Raw genomic sequence first — 20790 nt, forward strand, 5'->3', positions numbered from 1 at the left:
ATTTATAATTCACACCAGATTCAACATCAAAAATTATTTTAGTATCAACTTAACAACATTTAAATCATTATGAGAAACATTACAGAAAAATTAAAAATAATTATAATTACTTTGTTTTTAGGACAAAGTTTACAAGCGCAAACATGTATTGACCATGAAGGAAATTACAATTTTAACAATTGGAAACCATTTAATGCGACAGTTGCAAAAGCTACAGATGTTCTCCATAAAAACTATTTACAACTTACAGATGATCAACACGGTTCGTTTGCCATAAATTATATTGATTTTTCAGGAAACTGGATAACAAAAGGTTTTGGGCAATGCTTAAGTTTTGACTATATGGCAACATATAATGTATCATCAGGTATGCCTATCGCAAAATCGCCACTTGTTTGGCTTTATCAAGGAAACTCTATAACTCTTTCAGGTAATCAAGCCAATTTTGGACAACATTATTTAAGAGCATGGCTTATTCCAAACCCGTCGTTTCCTATTATCGCAAATGGTGTTTGGAAAACATGGTCGTTACCCGTTGGACTTTCTTCAGGAGGTCAGTTACCATCTAACTCTTTTGGGCAATGGGAAATTGTTAATGAAAACGGGAAACTCACAGGTGCTGCTGCTTGTACAGCTTGGGATAATCTTATTCAAAATGTAACAGGTTTTGCTTTGGCAACAGATTATAATGGGGATCCATCTGAAACAATAAATTTTGATAATTTTTGTTGGCAATGCAAAACTGCTGATGGTGATCTAGTAGATATTGGGAATCCAAAAGACTCAGAAGGAACATGGGACTCTAACTCCCCAAAAGACTGTTTTTGTTGTGACAAGGCCTATAACTTGCCTACAAAACCTCAAATAGCAGGTTTAGAAAAAGTAGAATGTGGAGCATCGGCACAATACACTACTTCAAATTGTCCTGGAGCCACCACAACATGGGCCGTTTCTCCTTCAATCCCATTTACTGGTCAAGGTACAAATAGTATTTCTTTTAATTCAATCCCTGCGGGAACATATACATTAAGTCTTACAATTAGTTGTGGAAAAAAACGATACATAAGTACAAAAACAATAACGGCACTTGCTCCATTGAATTCTTCTCCTGCATTTTTAATATCGGTAGTTCAAATGCCAAACGGATTGCTAAATATCAATGCAGTGCCTACTACTACTTCAGGAGTTGAGCATTATTGGGGAATTTCATATAACGGCACTTATCCAAATTGTACTATACCAGGATCTCCTATTTTATTAAATGAAATTACGGGCGGTACAACTGCTGCGGGCGCTCATGTTACTGCTACAGGTGTTTTTGCAAATATAGGAACGGGAACTGGAGTTACAGCAGGTACAGCAGCGCCTTATGGGTTTTATTACGGTGGATTACCAAACAATAGTTGTTTTAAAATCACTCATTATGTAAAATGTTGTGGCGTATGGTCAAGACAAACTCAATATGGATCAATGGGTACAAGTAATGCTCGAATGGTAAATGGTGTAACACCAAAACCAGATATAACTATCGGAGCTATTGAGATTCTAAAATAGTAGCAAATAATTCATTATTCTAAAACGGCTTCATTTAACGAATCCGTTTTATTAATTTATAAGAAATATGAAAAAAATATTCATCCTTATCCTATTAGTTTTTGGAGTAACCCAAATTCAGGCACAGAAAAAAAAGACTAAAACAGTCAAAAAAGCAATAATTTCAAAAGTAATAACAGCACCCCAAATAAGTCCTTTTGCAATGCTTTCTGCCAATAACACTTTCCCAATTAATACCGTTTGTGTGAGCCCAGATGGAAAACAAATACTTTCGTCAGGCGATGATGGAACCATTCGCTTTTGGGATATTGCAACCAGGAAAGAAATTAATAATTTTCCTGCAGAAAAAGTAAGTTCAGGTGTGGTTTACCCAGTAACAGAAGTTGCTTACAGTCCTGACGGAAATACTTTTATCTCTGGTCAAAAAAGTTCATTACCAAAACTTTGGGATATTGCTCTAGGAAAAGTAATGAAAAGAGTAAGTCAAAAAACTGCCGGTGTTTATTCTCTCGCATTTAGCCCCAATGGAAATTTAATAGCATTGGGTACTTATGGATCAATATCAATATGTGATACAAATTCAAGTAAAGAAATTTTAATACCAATATCAAGAACAAGCCCTATAATTTCTATCGAATTTAGTCCTGATAACCAATCCCTTATTGCGGTTGCTGATAATCAAGAAATTTCACTTTGGGATATTAGTAGCGGAACTAAAATACGCAATTTTGACATTCATAATTATCAAAAAGACCTAGAATATGCTACTGATGCTTCATTCACCCCTGATGGCAAGACAATAATTACAAGTGGATTTAACAAAGATCCCTATCAAGGAATTATTAAAATGTGGAATGCAAACAATGGCACACTTATTAATACTATTATAGATGGTCAAAGTGTAGATTGTTTAGCCATAAGCCACGACGGGCTAAAATTAGTCACAGGAAATTTTGATCATTCAGTAAAACTATGGGAAATCGCTACAGGTAAACTTTTAAAAGTACTCATTGGTCATAAAAACTATATCAAATCAGTATGTTTTAGTCCTGATGACCAAACCGTTGTTGCAAGTAGCACACATGGCGCTATAAATCTGTGGAGAACGAACTAAAGAAACAAGACTACCATTCAATTTTAATTTAAAAGTGATAATTTATTTGTCACTTTTTTTGTTTCTAAAATTTTCAATACCCATAAAAGCAGTATCAAATCAAAGACTTCTTCCAACTTTTTGACACCAATTTCCAAAAACTAAATTGGTAAAAAATTGGTATCAGACCTTTAAGAAAATTTATTCATAAATCTGCCCTTAAGATAAAAGATCCTTACAATTCCTTCACTAACTCCATGTATCTTTGTAAAACAGAAATAAATCACTGAAATAAATTCAGCATAATGAAGAACCTACACGATATTCTTAAAAAAGAAAACTATAGAAAAGTAAAATTTAAGATTACCAAAACACAGCATCTTTTGATAAAAGCAAAAATCAATGGTGTAACAGGCAACTTCATTCTAGACACAGGAGCTTCAAACAGCTGTGTAGGATTTGAGAGTGTCGATTTGTTTTTATTGGAAGCCAAAAAATCAAAGACAAAAGCCGCTGGTGCAGGAGCCACAGGAATGTTTACGCAACTGGCTTTAAAAAATCAATTGCAACTTGGTACTTGGAAAGATTTTGATTTTGAACTCGTTATTTTTGATTTATCTCATGTAAATGAAGCGCTAACACAACACAAGGCCAAACCGGTTCATGGCATTATAGGGGCTGATATTTTAATGAAAGGGAAAGCGATTGTGGATTATTACAACCATTATTTGTATTTGTTGAAATAAAAGAAAAGAGCGTATCGAAAATCAATACGCTCTATTTCCTACTACAAACCTCAACAAATTTATTCTTTAACCATTTTAGTGGTGGTTATTTTTCCATCTACAGCTGTTTTTATAATATAAACTCCTTTTGAAAGTTGACTTGTTTGAATAGTTGTGGAATTACTTTTTGGGCTTTTTACTAAAACCTCCTGACCTAAAACAGTATAAACACTTACTTTTTCGATAGTACTATAAGCTTCAATTGTCAAATAATTAGTAACCGGGTTTGGATACATTATCACTTTTGAAATTTCAAAATTAGCAACACCTAAGTTAGAAACAGTTTTACTGAAATAAACGTTATCAATATAAACTGTCCCCGCTGGTGCTCCAGATAAGACTAATTGAGCAATATGTCCTTTGGTGGTTAACCCCGTAAACTCTGTCAAAGGAATGTCGTAACTATTCCATCCTGACAATGTTGGCGTGCGAGTAACTTCAAACTCTACATCATCGCCTCCTTGATACACTCCGTTTGCACCAAAATCAACTAATTTAACTCGGAATGCTGTTAAATCTGGTGTCCACACATCGATATGAAAATATAACATTTGAGTCGCGTCTATTGTTCCAGTAACATCTACACCAAAATAATTCAAATTTGTATATTTTTTAGTGTCGTTTCCCGCAATTTGCAAATCAGTCAAACTACTTCCTACTGACCAATCCGTTCTCCAAGTAGTAATAGGCACATTCGTATAAGCATTACTGAACATAGAAATAACATCTGCTAAAGCTGTTGTTGGCGTAGGCGCAGCAACAGTTGGTTCCGTTGGTGCTACTACTACGGTTGATTTATAAAAATAAAAATTGTCCAAATAAACCGTTGTTCCAGTAGGGACAGATGACAAACTCATTTGAAATACAGTACTAAAGTTTATCCCGGGGAAATTAGCAGCATTTAAAACCATATCAAAACTATTCCATCCTGCTGAGATTGTCAATGTTACACCTGCTTCTACAGGACCAGGATTTATTAAATTGATCTTAACAGAAGTTGCACTTGAAGACCATAAATCTACGTGCATCATTGTCATATCAGAAAGATCAAAAACTTCCGTACCAGGTAATGTAATCCCTTGATAGTTAAAATTACTTAATTTCCTTGTGTTATTGCCTACAATAAGTTCATCGGTTACATCCGTAGACTGACCCCAACATTTGCACCAGTCACCTGCTTTGTATACGGCATAAGCATCGCTAAAAATAGATTTCACATCCGTAGCAACTCGTGTCGGAGGAGTAGGTGCGGCTACTGTTGGCGAAGTTGCGGCAACTGGAGCAGCTATTTTTGCAGAAAACGTAATATTATCAACGTAACATACATGATCAGCCGTTCTTGTGGTACCTTCTGGAATAAAATCAGGAAAAACAATAATTTGATCAATTCCGGTGGAAACTCCTTCTCCTATTTTTCCTGCAAAATTAAATGTCAATTCTTCCCATTCATTAATTTTAGTATTGGTAACTGTTATTTCTCCGGTAGAACCGCCATCAGGGCGTGCCAACTTAATACCTACTTTGCTGATTACATCTTTATACACCATCATTTTAATCGTACTATTGGTTTCATTCAACGTAAACGTTCCAATACCATTTGTACCAGAAGCATGAGCCGTTTCAAAACCAGTATACCAAGCACCGGCAACCAAAGCAGTAAATTTAGCTGCTGTGTTTGAAGTGTTAATTCCTGTTTTATTAGGATTTGCTGCTAACAAAGAAGCTGTTGAGCCTCCCGATGGATTATCAAAAGAAGTCAAGACCCAAGTAGACCCATATTCACCAGTTTCAAAGGTAACCGGTGCATAAGGCGCTGCAGCGGGTGGAGCTACTATTGCGACCTTATTAAAATATACATTATCTATAAAAATTGTTCCTGCTGAACCTGAGAAAACGAACTGTGCAATATGTGCTTTTGTCGTCAAACCAGTAAATTGAGAAAGCGGAATCTCTAAGCTATTCCATCCGCTTAAAGTTAAGGTGCGGGTGATTTCAAACTCCTTATCGTCACCGCCTTGGTATGCACCATCAGCTCCAAAATCGACTATTTTAATTTTAAAAGTTGTCACATCAGGAGTCCAAACATCAATATGAAAATTAAGCATAGCTGAAGCATCAATTTTATTGGCTTCAGTAATTACTCCAAAATAACTTAAATCCGTATATTTTTTAGTGTCATTTCCAGCGATTTGAATATCAGACAAAACATTCCCAGATTGTCCCCAATCTGCTCTCCAATTATCAACAATAACATTTGTATAAGCATTGCTGAATAACGAAATAACATCTGTGGATGCTACAGTCGGTGTTGGCGCAGCAACAGTTGGCACAGTTGCAGCAGGTTTTGCTGAAAAAGTTACATTATCAAAATAATTAGTCGTTTCCGCAGTTCTAGCATTGAAATCTAAAAAGAATATGATTTGATCTATATTGATGGTTTCAAACAATCCTATTTTTCCTGAAAAATCAAAAGTTAGTTCTTCCCATTCATTGATTTTAGTGTTCGCCACTTTAATTTCTTGCTGTGCGCCACCATTACCTATTGCAAATTTGATACCTACATCACTAATAACTGATTTGTAAACCATTATTTTGACAATGCTGTTGGATGCACTCAAGGTAAAAGTTCCAATACCATTGACTCCCGAAGCATGGGCCGTCTCAAATCCGGCATAAGGAGCAGCTCCAGAAGCACTACTGCCAGCTATAAATTTCCCAACCGTTGCTGAGCTATTTATTCCTCCAGGGAATGGATTGGAAACTTTAGAATAACCAGCTCCAGTTCCATTTTCAAAAGTAGTAAACGACCATGTAGAACCGAATTCTCCGTTCTCAAAGGTGACTGGTGCATTTTGTGAGAATCCTGTTAAAAAAAACAACAGGAAAATAAATAAAGTAAAGTTCTTCATAATTTTGAGGTTTAGTTATTCTCAAATTTATGAATGTATTGTGTTGTGATTTAAAATGAGACCTATCTAAAAACTATACAGCACAACAAAGAAATTTTACAGACACAAACAGCCAAAAATCCTACTATAACTGAGACTTAACTTTATTTTATGAGGCATAAAAAAGAAGCACAACAGCATCTAAACACGAAATGTTGTGGTAATGTTATGGTTAATCCTTAAAATAATATACCTTTTTTTAAATAAAATAAAATTAATTATGCAATTAAAAATCATAATCGCAATAAAAACCAAAAAATAATCACATATTTATAGTTCAATAATAAACCCGCAAAAAAAAATCCCGCCCTGTTACAAAACAAGGCGGGATTAAAATATATTTTTATAAAATTGATAAAACCAATTTTACAACTCTAACGCTTTTTTAGGATTATTATCCATCAATAATTCCATTGGATTTTCTAACGCTTCTTTAACTGCTACTAAGAACCCAACAGACTCACGCCCATCAATAATTCTATGGTCATAAGACAACGCTACGTACATCATTGGGTGAATTTCCACTTTTCCGTTTACAGCAATTGGACGCTCGATAATGTTGTGCATTCCTAGTATTCCAGATTGTGGAGGATTGATTATTGGTGTACTCAACATACTTCCAAAAACACCCCCATTAGTAATTGTGAACGTTCCGCCAGTCATATCATCAACTGTGATTTGCCCGTCACGTGCTTTTAATGCCAATCTTTTAATATCTGCTTCAACTCCACGGAAAGTCAAGTTCTCCGCATTACGAACTACAGGAACCATTAATCCTTTTGGTCCTGAAACCGCAATTGAAATATCGCAAAAATCGAAAGCAATCTTATGATCACCATCCATCATTGAGTTTACATCCGGGAATAATTTTAATGCTCTGGTTACTGCTTTAGTAAAGAAAGACATATATCCTAAACCAATTCCACCATGTTTTGCTTTGAACGCATCTTTGTATTCATTACGAATCAAGTTGATAGGCGTCATGTTTACTTCGTTGAAAGTAGTCAACATTGCTGTCTCATTTTTAGCGGCAACTAATCTTTCTGCCACTTTACGACGCAACATTGATAATTTAGTACGCTCTGTTCCACGAGAACCACCTGTAGGAGTTCCCATTGAAGGCACAGCATTTACTGCATCATCTTTAGTGATTCTTCCGTCTTTTCCAGTTCCTGTTATGGAAGCTGGCGCTATATTTTTTTCGTCTAATATTTTTCTTGCTGCTGGAGATGGAGTTCCTGAAGCGTAAGTTGCTGCTGGAGCTGCTGCTACCGGAGCCGCTTTCGGTTCTTCTGCTTTAACTTCAGCTTTTGGAGCTTCAACTGCTGCTGGTGCATCACCTGCTGGTTTTGCTGCACTAGTATCGATTAAACAAACTACCGCTCCTACTGCTACTGCATCGCCTTCTTCTGCTTTTAAAGTAATGATTCCGCTGGCTTCTGCTGGCAATTCTAATGTTGCTTTATCAGAATCAACCTCAGCAATAGCTTGGTCTTTCTCTACATAATCTCCGTCTTTTACCAACCAAGTTGCAATTTCAACTTCTTTTATAGATTCCCCTGGTGATGGGACTTTCATTTCTAAAATCATGTTCTATTATTTTAAATTATGAATTTTAATTCTTATTACAATTACTTAAGTTTTTTTCATTTACCAGCAATTGAATCATTTTACTGTTTCTACATTCGAAACATAATTACTATTTACTGTCATCGTAGGATACACTTCTCCTTCTGCTTTTCGTTTAGCATATTTCTCCATCGAACGCTTCACTAAATCTTCTTGATCTTTTTTGGCTTCTGCCAAATCTTCATCACTTATTGTATATTCTTTAGCTCCTGAAATAGCGTTTAATATACCTTCTTTTTTTCTTTCATACTTTTTGATATTCTTATAATTATTAGAATCATTATCAAAAGGCATTAATTTTACAGCTGCTTTAAAAGCTCCCAGTTGAGGTTCCGAATCAATTATATAAACTTTACCCGCCTCTAATTCTGCTTCCAAAAAATCTGTGTTTTCAGATTTAGACCAAAATAAATGCTTTCCAGGTTCACATTCATAAACCATGTATTTTCCATGATTAAATTTACCTAAATATTTTTCCCCATCAAAATATTTAAAATTGATTAAAAAACCTGTTGCTGAAGCTCTTGTAAAATAAACTAGTGACTTTCCTTCACTAGGCTTTTTTAATTCTTGAGAATAAGTAAAACTAAAAATTAAACTAAAAAACAGTAAGGCGAAAAATTTCTTCATAATTGCAAAATTTGAGTTTATCTAAATAAATCTTTATCAAAAACCATTTTTATGGCGTCAGCTTGACGGCGTTTTGCTCTAGTGTAGCTTCCAGCTGCCGGAGCTGCATACGCTTTTAGCGAAGCCAATCTCCATTTTACTAAATTAAAATTCATCAACATATAACTATAAGCTCCCATGTTTTTCGGCTCTTCTTGTGCCCAAACATAATCATCAGCGTTTGGATATTTAGCAATAATAGCTTTTAATTGCTCTACCGGTAATGGGAATAATTGTTCGATTCTAACTACTGCAACATCGTTACGACCATTGTTTTCTCTTTCGGCAGTGATGTCATAGTAGAATTTACCTGTACAGAAAACTAATGTTTTCACATCCGCTTTATTTACTGTTACATCATCAAATGTTTCTTGAAAACTACCTGTTGCAAATTCTTCTACAGAAGAAACTACTCTTGGATCACGCAACAAACTCTTTGGTGTAAACACAATAAGCGGTTTACGGAAAGTTGTTTTCATTTGTCTTCTCAACAAGTGAAAGAAGTTAGCTGGAGTTGTACAATCGGCAACATACATATTATGTCTGGCGCAAAGTTGTAAATAACGCTCCATTCTTGCAGAGGAATGCTCTGCTCCTTGTCCTTCATATCCATGAGGCAATAATAAAACAATTCCGTTTTGGTTGTTCCATTTATCTTCTCCACAAGAGATGTATTGGTCAATCATAATTTGGGCTCCATTACTGAAATCTCCAAACTGTGCTTCCCAAATGGTTAATGTATTTGGGTTTGCCAAAGCATATCCATAATCAAATCCTAAAACACCGTATTCAGATAAAAGAGAATTGAAAATATTGAATTTTCCGGTTGCTCCTTCTAAATTACTCAACAAGGTTACCTCTTCTTCTGAATCTTCTACTTTTACAACAGCATGACGGTGAGAGAATGTCCCACGTTCCACATCTTGACCGGAAATACGAACGTCGTATCCTTCTTTCAGAAGCGAACCATAAGCTAAATGTTCGGCCATAGCCCAATCCAGCTTATTCGTTTCGAAAAACATTGTTTTTCTGTCGTTGATCAGTTTTTGTATTTTGCTGATAAATTTTTTATCTGTCGGTAAGTTACAAATCACGTTTGCAACCTCAGTAAGTCCTTCTTTTGGGAAAGTAGTATCTACTTTTTTAAGCATTTCAACATCTGAAACTTGCTCAAAACCTTTCCATTCATTTTTCATGAACGGAGTGATAATAGTCAAATCTTTTTTACGCGATTCTTCTAAATTCACTTCCAAGTTTGACTTGTATTCTTGCTCTAATCCTTTTACAAAAGTACTGTCTATCAATCCTTCTGCAAGCAGTTTATCCATGTAGATATCTCTTGGATTTTTGTGCTTTGCAATGATTTTGTATAATACCGGTTGGGTAAAACGAGGCTCATCACCTTCGTTATGTCCATATTTTCTGTATCCTAATAAATCGATAAATACATCGCGACCAAATTGCATTCTGAAATCCAACGCAAATGACATCGCATGAACTACCGCTTCAGCATCATCTGCATTTACGTGTAATACTGGCGAAAGTGTTACTTTGGCAACATCCGTACAATACGTAGAAGAACGTGCATCAAGGTAATTAGTCGTAAAACCTACTTGATTATTGATTACAATATGGATTGTTCCTCCGGTTTTATAACCGTCAAGTTGTGCCATTTGTACAATTTCATACAAAATTCCCTGACCTGCAATTGCAGCATCACCGTGAACAGCGATTGGCAATACTTTAGAGAAATCGTTAGGGAAATATTTGTCTTGCTTTGCTCTTGTAATTCCTTCGATAACTGCACCAACAGTTTCAAGATGCGAAGGATTTGGAGCCAAATTGATATTGATTTTTTTTCCGGTGCTTGTAACTTTGTCAGCAGTAAGTCCTAAATGATACTTTACATCTCCATCAAAATATTCCTGATCGTAATCTTTACCGTCAAATTCACCAAAAATGTCTTGGGTTGATTTGCCAAAAATATTTGCCAAAACATTCAAACGACCACGGTGTGCCATTCCCATTACAAACTGCTCTACTCCTTTTTCGGCTGCTTTTTCAATTAAAGCATCCAAAGCCGGAATGATTGATTCCCCGCCTTCAAGAGAAAAACGTTTTTGACCTACATATTTAGTATGCAAAAAGTTCTCAAAAGAAACGGCTTGGTTTAATTTATTCAGAATTGATTTCTTTTCGTCCAAAGAAAACTTAGGTTGATTGTCATTAACCCCCAATTTTTTCTGAATCCATTCCACCACTTCAGGATTACGGATGTACATGTACTCCACCCCAATATGCTGACAATATATAGTGTCAAGGTGAGTTATAATTTCTTGAAGCGTACACGGTTGTATATTGATAACCTTTGCTGCGTCAAAAACAGTATTTAAATCTGCTGCTGAAAGTCCGAAATTCGAAATTTCAAGTGTAGGCGACGAAGTCCTTCTTTCACGAACCGGATTTGTTTTGGTAAACAAATGACCTCGAGAACGGTATCCATCTATTAATTTCAATACATTAAATTCCTTTTGAAGCTTATCTGATACTAAATTAATATCTGAATTATTAGCTGCAAAATTAGCGATTTGTTCAACCTTGTTCTCCTCGTTGTAAGTAGTCATCCCAAAATCGAAACCTTGAAAAAAACCTCTCCAACTTGGCTCAACGCTATCTGGATTTTCTAAATATTGATCGTATAATTGTGCGAAAAATTCGGTGTGTGCTGCGTTTAAAAATGAAAACCTATCCATAATATTTAGTGAATATACTTTTTTGTTAAAATAGTTTGGCAAAAGTACAATAATAGAATAAATTTATAATTTATTTTAAGATACTTTTACATTGAAAAATGTTAAAAAACTGAAAACTTATGACAAAGAATAGCTTTTTAGACGATTCCAAATCATTAATGGTGATTATTATCCTATTTTTTTCAAGTTGCCTGTTTGCACAACAAAACACATCCTCTACTAAAACCCAAAATGAGTTTTGGAGGAACGTACAATTTGGGGGCGGAATAGGTTTAGGCTTTGGTTCTGGCTATACGGACATTTCATTGGCACCAAGTGCCATTTACAATTTCAATGACTATGTGGCTTTGGGTGTTGGCCTACAATATAAATATTTAAAACAAAGAGATTATTACGCTTCCCATTTGTATGGCGGCAGTGTTATAGGTCTTTTTAATCCAATACAAGAAATCCAACTTTCGGCTGAACTGGAACAATTAAGAGTTAATGTAAATCTAGAGGGATCCAATAGCAATTCACAAGACTACTGGAATACGGGATTGTTTATTGGTGCAGGTTACCGATCCGGAAACGCAACAATTGGTGCCCGTTACAATGTTTTGACCGATAAGAATAATATTTACGGCAGTGCCTTTATGCCATTTATCAGAGTTTATTTTTAAGATAAACGTACTGTGACCTGGATACGAATAATAACTAATACTTATTCCTGAACCAGACTTTTTGCCATTCTCTTTTTAGAATCAAAAAAGAGACCTGCTCGGCAAGAACTACTAAATCAGAACCGTCTAGTTTTTTTATTTCTTCCTCAGAAACATCAATTATGTAAAGTAAATTGAGGTATTCGGCAAACTTGTATTGAATAAGTCGATAGATTTTATCATGCAATTGCAACTTCAATTCATTCGGAGAAATACTCAAAGGAAAATCAATTGCTTCATTAGCCAAATTAAAATCCTTATTCATTTGTTCGATTAATTTCAAATATAAGTTTTCGCCTTCTGCTTCAGTAAGTAGTAAATCGGTATTTTTTGGCACTATAAACATTTGATTTCAGGTTGTTGATTAACGAATTTAGATTTTTGATTTTAAGAAACTGCTCTAAATGTTTGATTTTTTGAATTATACTGATTTTTGAAATAAACCATCATTTATCCGAAGTAAAACTTCTGCAATCAAAAATCGTTAATCCGCAATCAAAAATCTAAACTTTTCTTCCCATTAAGTTTTCACCAAAAGCCTTCAACATTTCTTTTTTATCTACGCTGATATTCATTTTATCCAACGTTTGAAAAGCCTTAAACGTAAAATCCTGAATCGCATCTTGAGTTGCTTTTGAAGCACCTGAGCTGTTAAAAAGTTCTTTTACCTTTTTGATTTTCTCCGTATTGTCTTCTGGCTGAATGGAGAACAATCGCCTTAATTCTTCTGCTTCTGCTTCATTTGAAAAAGCAACCGCTTTAAGATACAAATACGTTTTTTTATTTTCTATAATGTCTCCACCTACTTGTTTTCCAAAGGTTTCAGGATCACCAAAAGCATCTAGAAAATCATCTTGTAATTGAAAAGCCAAACCTAAATTCAGTCCAAAATCATAAATCAAATTTGCGTTTTCTTCTGAAGTTTCTGCAATAATCGCTCCCATTTTCATGGCGGCAGCAACCAAAACAGCCGTTTTATATTGAATCATTTTCAGGTATTCAGGAATGGTAACGTCGTTTCTTTCTTCAAAATCAACGTCCCACTGTTGCCCTTCACAAACTTCAAGAGCGGTTTTGCTAAATAACTTCGCTAAATCTCGAAAAATAATAGGTTCATATTGTTCGAAATATTGGTACGCTAAAATCAGCATGGCGTCACCAGATAAGATTCCGGTGTTTAAATTCCATTTCTCGTGCACCGTTTCCTGTCCTCTTCGCAATGGCGCATCATCCATAATATCATCATGAACCAATGAGAAATTATGAAAAACTTCAACAGCCAAAGCTGCTGGCAACGCTTTTTTATAATCTGCATCAAAAACCTCTGCACTCATTAATGTAAGCACCGGACGCATTCTTTTCCCTCCAAGATCTAATATATAATGTATGGGTTCGTATAGATTTCTCGGTTCTTTGGTTTCATATTGTGATTTCAAATAATCCGAAAGAAACTCTTGATACTGGTAAATAGAATGCATAAAATAATTTTTCGGCTAATTTACAGTATTCAATTTGCATTACAAACTCCCTTTTGTCATCAAATGTTAAATAAATCAAAATACATTGGAAACTGTTTTAGTATTCAAAGTTTCCTGCTTACATTTGCCAACGAAAATTTAACGTTTTGAAATCTTTAGCGATTTTAAAATAAATTCCAAATACAACGCAACGAATTATGAAAACAAAATGGACAGTTGACTCGAATCATTCAGATGTTCTGATAAAAATGAGGCACTCAATAATTGCTTATCTGGCAGGTTCCATAAATAAATTCAATGGACATATTGATATTGAGGATAATCAAATAGAAGATGCCTCGATTGAATTCTCTTTGGATGTAAATAATAAAGATGCAAAACTAGAACAAATAGATACTCATCTGGGGCTGAATGACTTATTTGACATTAAGGAGTTTCCAATTATTAGTTTCAAGTCGACCTCATTCGAAAAAGTCAATAAAAACATCAATTTTTTGAAAGGAAATCTTACTATAAAAAACATCACAAAAGTAGTGGAGCTTGATGCTGAATTCATTGGATTCAATACGTATGATGGCGATCAAAAAGCTGCTTTTGAAATAACTGGTCATATTAATCGCAAAGACTTTGGTTTGAACTTTACTTCATTTAATCAAACTGGCGGTTTAGCTTTAGGACAAGACATTAAGTTCATGGCAAACTTAGAATTAACCGCTTAATAAGAAAGCAAATGTTAAATAAACATGAAATTTAAGGAAACTATTTTGGTTTTCAAAGTTTCCAAATTACATTTGCACAAAATTTAACAGTTCAAATAAATCACAACTGATTAAGAATAAAGAAAATGAAAGAGAAAATTATATCCAAAGCAAAAGAGATGTTTTTGAAACTTGGTTTCAAAAGTATTACTATGGATGATATTGCCGGTGAAATGTGCATTTCAAAGAAAACGATTTATAAATATTTTGCCAATAAAGAATTATTGATAGAGGAAAGTGTTCAAGTTATTCATACAGAAGTTAATGGAATAATTGCCGAAATTACTTCTAAAGACTTTAATGCAATCGAAGAAAACTTTGAAATAAGACGCATGTTTGCAGAGATGTTTAAAGCCACTGACACTTCCCCTCTTTATCAATTAAAAAAGCATTATCCTGAAATCCATGAAAAAGTGTTAACCTACCAAGTGGAAATGTGCCAAACTTGTTTTCGAGAAAATATTGAAAAAGGAATTGCACAAGGTTTATATCGAAATGACATAAATATCGAAGTTTATGTTAATTTTTATTACTCATTAATTTTTACCATTAATGAAAACATAAGATCTGAAAGAGAAGTGTTCTCATTAGAAATGGAAGCTTTACAATACCACACCAGAGCAATGGCTACAGAAAAAGGAATTGCCGAATTAGAAAAAAACTTACTTAATCCAATTACATAAACAATGAAAAAAATAATCATACTATTAACCCTAACATTTGCACTTGGTGCCAATGCACAAGAAGTCAAATCACTTACGCTAAAAGAAGCGATTAACTACGCTTTAGAAAATAAAGCGGAAGCCAAAAAAGCAAAACTACAAGTAGAAAATAGTGAGTACCAAATTCAGGAAGTGCGTTCACAAGCGTTACCACAAATTTCTGCTAACGGTAATTTGACTTACAATCCTATAATACAAACAACCGTTATTGATGGTGCAGGATTTGGCGCACCGGGAACAACCATTCAGGCTGCTTTTGGTCAAAAATGGGTTTCAACGGCCGGTGTTTCTTTGACACAAGCTATATTCGACCAAACGGTTTTTACAGGTTTGAAAGCGGCAAAATCCACTAGAGAGTTTTACCAAATCAACGAACAATTAACTGAAGAGCTAGTAATTGAACGCGTGGCCAATAATTATTATCAGGTTTATGTTCAAAGACAAAAACTGACTGTTATTGACAGTATGTATAAAAATACCACTAAAGTAAAAGACATCATTAAAGGTCAGTATGATAATGGTCTAGCCAAAAAAATTGATTTGGATCGAACTTTAGTAAGGATTTCAAACATCAATACGCAACGCCAACAAGTTTTGAATGCAGTTCAAATTCAAGAAAATGCATTGAAATTTTACATGGGAATGCCAATAGAAACTCAAATCGAAATTCCACAAACGGCATTTGAAGTGAGCCCACAATCATTATCAGAAATTCCAAATACGGCAAACAGAACAGAATATTTGCTTTTGAAAAAACAAGAACAACTTTTATTTTATCAAAAAAAGGCTGTTGAAGCAGGATATTACCCAACATTATCATTGAACGCAGGTTACAATTATATTGGTCAGGGTCCAAAAATGCCTATTGGAGGAAAACCATCTGACGGCGTATATTGGTCTGATTTCTCTTCAATTGGATTGAATTTAAAAGTGCCTATTTTTACTGGATTTAGTACTCGTTCCAAAGTAAGACAAGCCGATATTGATTTGAGAACCATAAAAGAAGACATCAACGATACAAAATTATCTCTTGATTTGGCTTTTGCCAATGCCAAAACGCAAATTGACAATAGCTTAACCACTATAAACAATCAAAGAGAAAATGCGCAATTAGCTAAAGAAGTTTTAAACAATACCAGAAATAATTATGTACAAGGGCTAGCCTCTTTAACTGATTTACTGGATGCTGAAAACTCATTGACTGAAGCGCAAAACAACTATACATCTGCAATATTAGACTACAAACTGGCAGAAATACAATTAATCAAATCAAAAGGCGAATTAAAAACACTTATAAATAACTAACAAAAATGAAAAAAAATATAATAATCATAGTAGCAATTTTAGCAGCTTTAGGCGTTATCGCATATACTTTAACGAAAAACAAAGAAGAAAATGAAGCAAAAACTGCTATTGTAGCAGAGAAAAATGCCAGTGTTTCTGTAAAAGTTGCAACCGTAAAAATCGAAGAAGTTTCTCTTGACTTTTCTGCCAATGGAAATTTTGCACCACTACAAGAATTGAGTTTTTCTGCTGAGAAACCAGGAAGAGTAGTTCGTGTTTTAGTTGAAGAAGGAGACAGAGTAAGAATAGGTCAAACTTTAGCAGTTGTAAGAAGCGAACAAATTTCGGCTGACTTACAAACTGCAGAAGCTTCTTATCAAAATGCATTGACGGATTACAGCCGTTTTGAAAATGCTTTTAAAACTGGTGGTGTGACGAAACAACAATTGGATCAGGCCAAATTGAATTTAGTAACTTCAAAATCAAGATTACAACAAGCAAAAGTTAATATTGGCGATACCAATATCAAAGCGACAATTAACGGAATCGTAAACAAAAAATACATTGAACCAGGATCTGTTCTTGGCGCTGCTACGCAAATGTTTGACATTGTAAATGTTTCAAAATTGAAATTGAAAGTAAATGTTAATGAAAATCAAGTTGCAGGTTTAAAAGTAGGCAATACAATTACCGTAAAAGCAAGTGTGTATCCTGACGCTACATTCTCTGGAAAAATCACCTTCATCGCGCCAAAAGCAGATGCAAGTTTGAACTTTCCAGTAGAAATAGAAATTGCTAATAACGCTTCAAATGACTTGAAAGCCGGAATGTACGGAACTGCTGAATTTGCTTCAAACCAACAAAAACAATCGTTGATGATTGTTCCTAGAAATGCTTTTGTAGGAAGTGTGAGCAGCAACGAAATATTTGTAATTGAAAATGGAACTGCTAAACTGAAAACGGTTACTGCAGGAAGAATCCTTGGTGATAAAGTAGAAATTTTAAACGGACTTTCTGATGGTGAAACTGTAATCGTTACAGGTCAAATCAATCTTCAAGACGGATCTAAAGTGGATGTTATAAAATAAGTCTTAAAGTCGATAGTCTTAAAGTCATAAAGAAACCGCTTAAAGCCTAAAGCTTAAAGCCTAAAGCAAAGAAAAAAATGAAATTAGCAGAAATATCCATAAAACGTCCCTCATTAGTTATCGTATTATTTACGATTCTAACATTAGGAGGACTGTTCAGTTACAGCCAATTGGGCTACGAATTGATTCCAAAATTCGAAACCAATGTAATTACTGTTGCTACTATTTATCCTGGAGCGTCTCCAAGTGAGGTAGAAAATACGGTAACTAAAAAAATTGAAGATGCGATTGCATCCTTAGAAAATATTAAAAAAATAGACTCGAAGTCCTACGAAAGTTTGTCTACCGTTTCTATTACATTGACCTCTTCGGCTGATGTTAATATTTCTATGAACGATGCGCAACGTAAAATAAATGCTATTCTTAGTGATTTACCGGATGATGTTGAAACGCCTTCGTTGAGTAAATTTTCCTTAAGCGATTTACCAATTATGACTATTGGTGCCAACGGAAAAATGGATGAAGTTGCTTTTTACGACTTAATTGATAAAAAATTAGCACCCGTTATTTCTCGAGTAGAAGGTGTGGCACAAGTAAATATTATTGGTGGTCAAGAAAGAGAAATTCAAGTCAATCTTGATGCAGTAAAAATGCAAGGCTACGGACTTTCTGTTCCGCAAGTGCAACAAAATATTTTATCTTCTAATTTGGATTTCCCAACAGGAAACATTCAAACTCGTGAGCAGAAAATATTAATTCGTTTGGCCGGGAAATATAAAAATGTTGACGAATTAAGAAACTTGGTTGTATCCTCTAAAAACGGAATTCAAGTACGCTTAAGTGATATTGCTGATGTTCAGGATACTCAAAAAATCACTGAAAAAGTAGCGCGTGTCAATCAAAAAAGTGCTATTATTTTACAAATTATTAAACAATCGGATGCTAATGCGGTTGCGGTAAGTGAAGAATTAGTTAAAACAATTGCTAAACTGGAAACCGATTATAAAGCGAATGGTTTAAAATTAGAAATTGCAAAAGACAGTACTATTTTTACGCTTGAAGCTGCTGATGCTGTTGTACACGATTTACTTATTGCAGTACTTTTAGTTGCACTTGTAATGTTGTTTTTCTTGCACAGTATTAGAAACTCGTTGATTGTAATGGTTTCTATTCCTGCTTCATTAATTGCTACTTTCATCGGAATTTATTTGATGGGTTATACCTTAAACTTAATGAGTTTATTAGGTCTTTCTCTTGTTGTAGGTATTCTTGTGGATGACGCCATTGTGGTTCTGGAGAATATTTATAGGCACATGGAAATGGGTAAAAACAAGGTACGTGCAGCCTATGATGGAACTGCGGAAATTGGTGGAACCGTTGTGTCGATTACTTTAGTAATTGTGGTAGTATTTTTACCAATTGCAATGAGTACCGGATTGGTTTCTAATATTATTACACAATTCTGTGTAACGGTAATTATTTCAACATTGTTGTCTTTAGTAGCTTCATTTACAATCATTCCGTGGTTGTCTTCACGATATGGAAAATTAGAACACATTGAAGGTAAAAACCTTTTTGGAAAAATTATCCTTGGATTTGAAAGCTATTTAACACGTTTTACAAATTGGGTTTCAGGATTATTAGAATGGTGTTTGGATCATTATTTTAAAACACTGGCTATCGTTTTAGTAATCTTTTTTGGTTCTATGATTAGTTTATTTGGTGGTGGATTTATTGGTGGAGAATTCTTTGCAGCGTCTGATAGTGGTGAGTTTTTAGTTCAAATAGAAATGCCAAAAGATGCTTCACTAGAGCAAACCAATTTCATGACGCAAAAAGCAGAAGCATTTTTGAAGAACGAAGCGTATGTTTTTAGCCAAATTACAACGATTGGGCAAACCAGTGAAGGTCTTGGTGCTTCGCAAGCAACTGCTTACAAGTCTGAGATAAACGTTAAAATGGTTGGATTAGACAAACGTGATGAACCTGCAAATGTATATGCTGCAAAAACAAAACGTAAATTAGAAAAAATATTAGTTGGAGCAAAAGTTAAAACGGTTCCAGTTGGTATTTTAGGAACTGCAGAAGATGCCACTTTAGGATTAATTGTAACTGGTCCAAATGTAGAAAGCGCCATGCAATTTGCAAAAGCAGCCGAAAAAGAATTACGTACCATTCCAGGAGCAACAGAAATCGAATTATCAGTAGAAGATGGAAATCCGGAAGTGAACGTAAAAGTGGATCGAGATAAAATGGCAGCTCTGGGATTGAGTTTGCAAACAGTAGGTATTACCATGCAAACTGCTTTTAGTGGAAACACTGATGGTAGATTTAGAGCTGGTGAATACGAATACGACATCAATATTAAATACAATGCATTCGACAGAAAAAGTATTGCCGATGTAAGTAATTTAATTTTCATAAACGATAGTGGTCAACAAATAAAACTGAATCAATTTGCAACCGTAACCGAAGGTTCTGGACCAAGTGAATTAGAACGAAGAGACAAATCGGCATCGGTAACTGTAAAAGGTCAGAATGTGGGTGTAGCTTCAGGAACAATTGTAACAAAATGGCAAGAAAAAATTGAAAAATTGAAAAAACCAACAGGTGTAAATTACATTTGGGGTGGTGATCAGGAAAACCAAAGTGAAGGTTTTGGTACATTAGGAATTGCATTATTAGCTGCGATTATCTTGGTTTACCTAGTAATGGTTTCGTTATACGATAGTTTTGTACATCCATTTGTGGTACTGTTTGCGATTCCGCTTTCATTTATTGGAGCAATGTTGGCTTTGGCTTTAACCAATAATACACTGAATATCTTTACTATTTTAGGTATCATCATGCTTATTGGTCTAGTTTGTAAAAATGCGATTATGCTTGTAGATTACACCAACCAAAGGCGTAAAGCTGGCGAAACTGTTAGAACAGCATTAATCCAAGCGAATCATGCGCGTCTTCGTCCAATTTTGATGACAACTATCGCGATGGTATTTGGTATGTTCCCAATTGCATTAGCCTCTGGAGCTGGAGCTGAATGGAAAAACGGTTTGGCTTGGGTAATTATTGGGGGATTAATTTCCTCATTATTCCTAACTTTGGTGGTAGTTCCGGTAATTTACCAAATTATGGAAAAAGCCATCAATAGACTTTCTAAAGGAGAAAAAGTTGATTATGAAGCTGAAATGGTTGCTGATTATGTGCACACTGAATTAAGCGAAGACGGATTTAATCCGAAACATACAGTATAAAACTTAATAGTTTTTAAAACAGAAAACCTGTTCATTTATTTGGACAGGTTTTTTTATGGCTAAGAATTCTATTT

At 34.7% G+C, this 20790-nt stretch carries 15 protein-coding genes; 9 read left to right on the top strand and 6 right to left on the bottom strand.

The features are described 5' to 3' along the window. The first annotated feature begins 69 nt into the window (after positions 1 to 69). The 3 genes from QLS65_RS11075 (at position 70) to QLS65_RS11085 (ending at position 3393) form a co-directional block, all read left to right on the top strand. Entirely contained in the window at positions 70 to 1554 is a 1485-nt protein-coding gene (locus tag QLS65_RS11075; protein ID WP_282717670.1) for a hypothetical protein, read from the top strand. Positions 1555 to 1621: 67 nt separating this feature from the next. Further along, positions 1622 to 2668, top strand: a complete 1047-nt coding sequence (locus QLS65_RS11080) for a WD40 repeat domain-containing protein (RefSeq protein ID WP_282717672.1) — start codon at positions 1622 to 1624, stop codon at positions 2666 to 2668. Between the two features lie 284 nt (positions 2669 to 2952). After that, positions 2953 to 3393, top strand: coding sequence for a retropepsin-like aspartic protease (locus tag QLS65_RS11085; RefSeq protein ID WP_282717674.1), 441 nt, complete (start codon positions 2953 to 2955; stop codon positions 3391 to 3393). A 59-nt stretch (positions 3394 to 3452) separates the two neighbouring features. Here the strand turns inward: QLS65_RS11085 and QLS65_RS11090 are convergent, their stop codons facing one another. From QLS65_RS11090 to QLS65_RS11105, 4 genes are all read right to left on the bottom strand, one after another. Continuing rightward, the gene (locus QLS65_RS11090) at positions 3453 to 6341 is read right to left on the bottom strand and encodes a T9SS type A sorting domain-containing protein (protein WP_282717680.1); all 2889 of its coding nucleotides are present in this window, start codon (positions 6339 to 6341) and stop codon (positions 3453 to 3455) included. Positions 6342 to 6746: 405 nt separating this feature from the next. Further along, on the bottom strand, positions 6747 to 7970 hold the full coding sequence (odhB, locus tag QLS65_RS11095) for a 2-oxoglutarate dehydrogenase complex dihydrolipoyllysine-residue succinyltransferase (RefSeq protein ID WP_282717682.1): 1224 nt from the start codon (positions 7968 to 7970) through the stop codon (positions 6747 to 6749). A gap of 75 nt (positions 7971 to 8045) precedes the next feature. Continuing rightward, the gene (locus QLS65_RS11100; RefSeq protein WP_282717684.1) at positions 8046 to 8639 is read right to left on the bottom strand and encodes a hypothetical protein; all 594 of its coding nucleotides are present in this window, start codon (positions 8637 to 8639) and stop codon (positions 8046 to 8048) included. 17 nt (positions 8640 to 8656) lie between these two features. Further along, positions 8657 to 11431: a 2-oxoglutarate dehydrogenase E1 component gene (locus tag QLS65_RS11105; RefSeq protein WP_282713531.1), complete on the bottom strand. Its 2775-nt coding sequence runs from the start codon at positions 11429 to 11431 to the stop codon at positions 8657 to 8659. 119 nt (positions 11432 to 11550) lie between these two features. Here QLS65_RS11105 and QLS65_RS11110 point away from each other — a divergent pair, with 119 nt between their 5' ends. Beyond that, positions 11551 to 12093 carry a hypothetical protein gene (locus QLS65_RS11110; protein WP_282713532.1) on the top strand — a complete coding sequence of 181 codons (543 nt, stop codon included), beginning with the start codon at positions 11551 to 11553 and terminating at the stop codon, positions 12091 to 12093. Between the two features lie 34 nt (positions 12094 to 12127). Here the strand turns inward: QLS65_RS11110 and QLS65_RS11115 are convergent, their stop codons facing one another. Continuing rightward, complete coding sequence (locus tag QLS65_RS11115) at positions 12128 to 12478, bottom strand: hypothetical protein (RefSeq protein WP_282713533.1); 351 nt, start codon at positions 12476 to 12478, stop codon at positions 12128 to 12130. Between the two features lie 157 nt (positions 12479 to 12635). Continuing rightward, complete coding sequence (locus tag QLS65_RS11120) at positions 12636 to 13610, bottom strand: polyprenyl synthetase family protein (RefSeq protein WP_282713534.1); 975 nt, start codon at positions 13608 to 13610, stop codon at positions 12636 to 12638. A 197-nt stretch (positions 13611 to 13807) separates the two neighbouring features. Here QLS65_RS11120 and QLS65_RS11125 point away from each other — a divergent pair, with 197 nt between their 5' ends. The 5 genes from QLS65_RS11125 (at position 13808) to QLS65_RS11145 (ending at position 20716) form a co-directional block, all read left to right on the top strand. After that, on the top strand, positions 13808 to 14329 hold the full coding sequence (locus tag QLS65_RS11125; RefSeq protein ID WP_282713535.1) for a YceI family protein: 522 nt from the start codon (positions 13808 to 13810) through the stop codon (positions 14327 to 14329). A gap of 125 nt (positions 14330 to 14454) precedes the next feature. After that, a complete protein-coding gene (locus tag QLS65_RS11130; RefSeq protein ID WP_282713536.1) occupies positions 14455 to 15051 on the top strand; it encodes a TetR/AcrR family transcriptional regulator in 597 nt (198 codons plus the stop codon). Between the two features lie 3 nt (positions 15052 to 15054). Beyond that, a complete protein-coding gene (locus QLS65_RS11135) occupies positions 15055 to 16395 on the top strand; it encodes a TolC family protein (protein ID WP_282717688.1) in 1341 nt (446 codons plus the stop codon). Between the two features lie 5 nt (positions 16396 to 16400). After that, positions 16401 to 17462: an efflux RND transporter periplasmic adaptor subunit gene (locus tag QLS65_RS11140; protein ID WP_099713765.1), complete on the top strand. Its 1062-nt coding sequence runs from the start codon at positions 16401 to 16403 to the stop codon at positions 17460 to 17462. Between the two features lie 77 nt (positions 17463 to 17539). After that, positions 17540 to 20716, top strand: a complete 3177-nt coding sequence (locus QLS65_RS11145) for an efflux RND transporter permease subunit (RefSeq protein WP_282717691.1) — start codon at positions 17540 to 17542, stop codon at positions 20714 to 20716. Positions 20717 to 20790: the final 74 nt, after the last annotated feature.

The sequence above is a fragment of the Flavobacterium algoritolerans genome (assembly GCF_030010385.1).
Lineage (GTDB): Bacteria > Bacteroidota > Bacteroidia > Flavobacteriales > Flavobacteriaceae > Flavobacterium > Flavobacterium algoritolerans.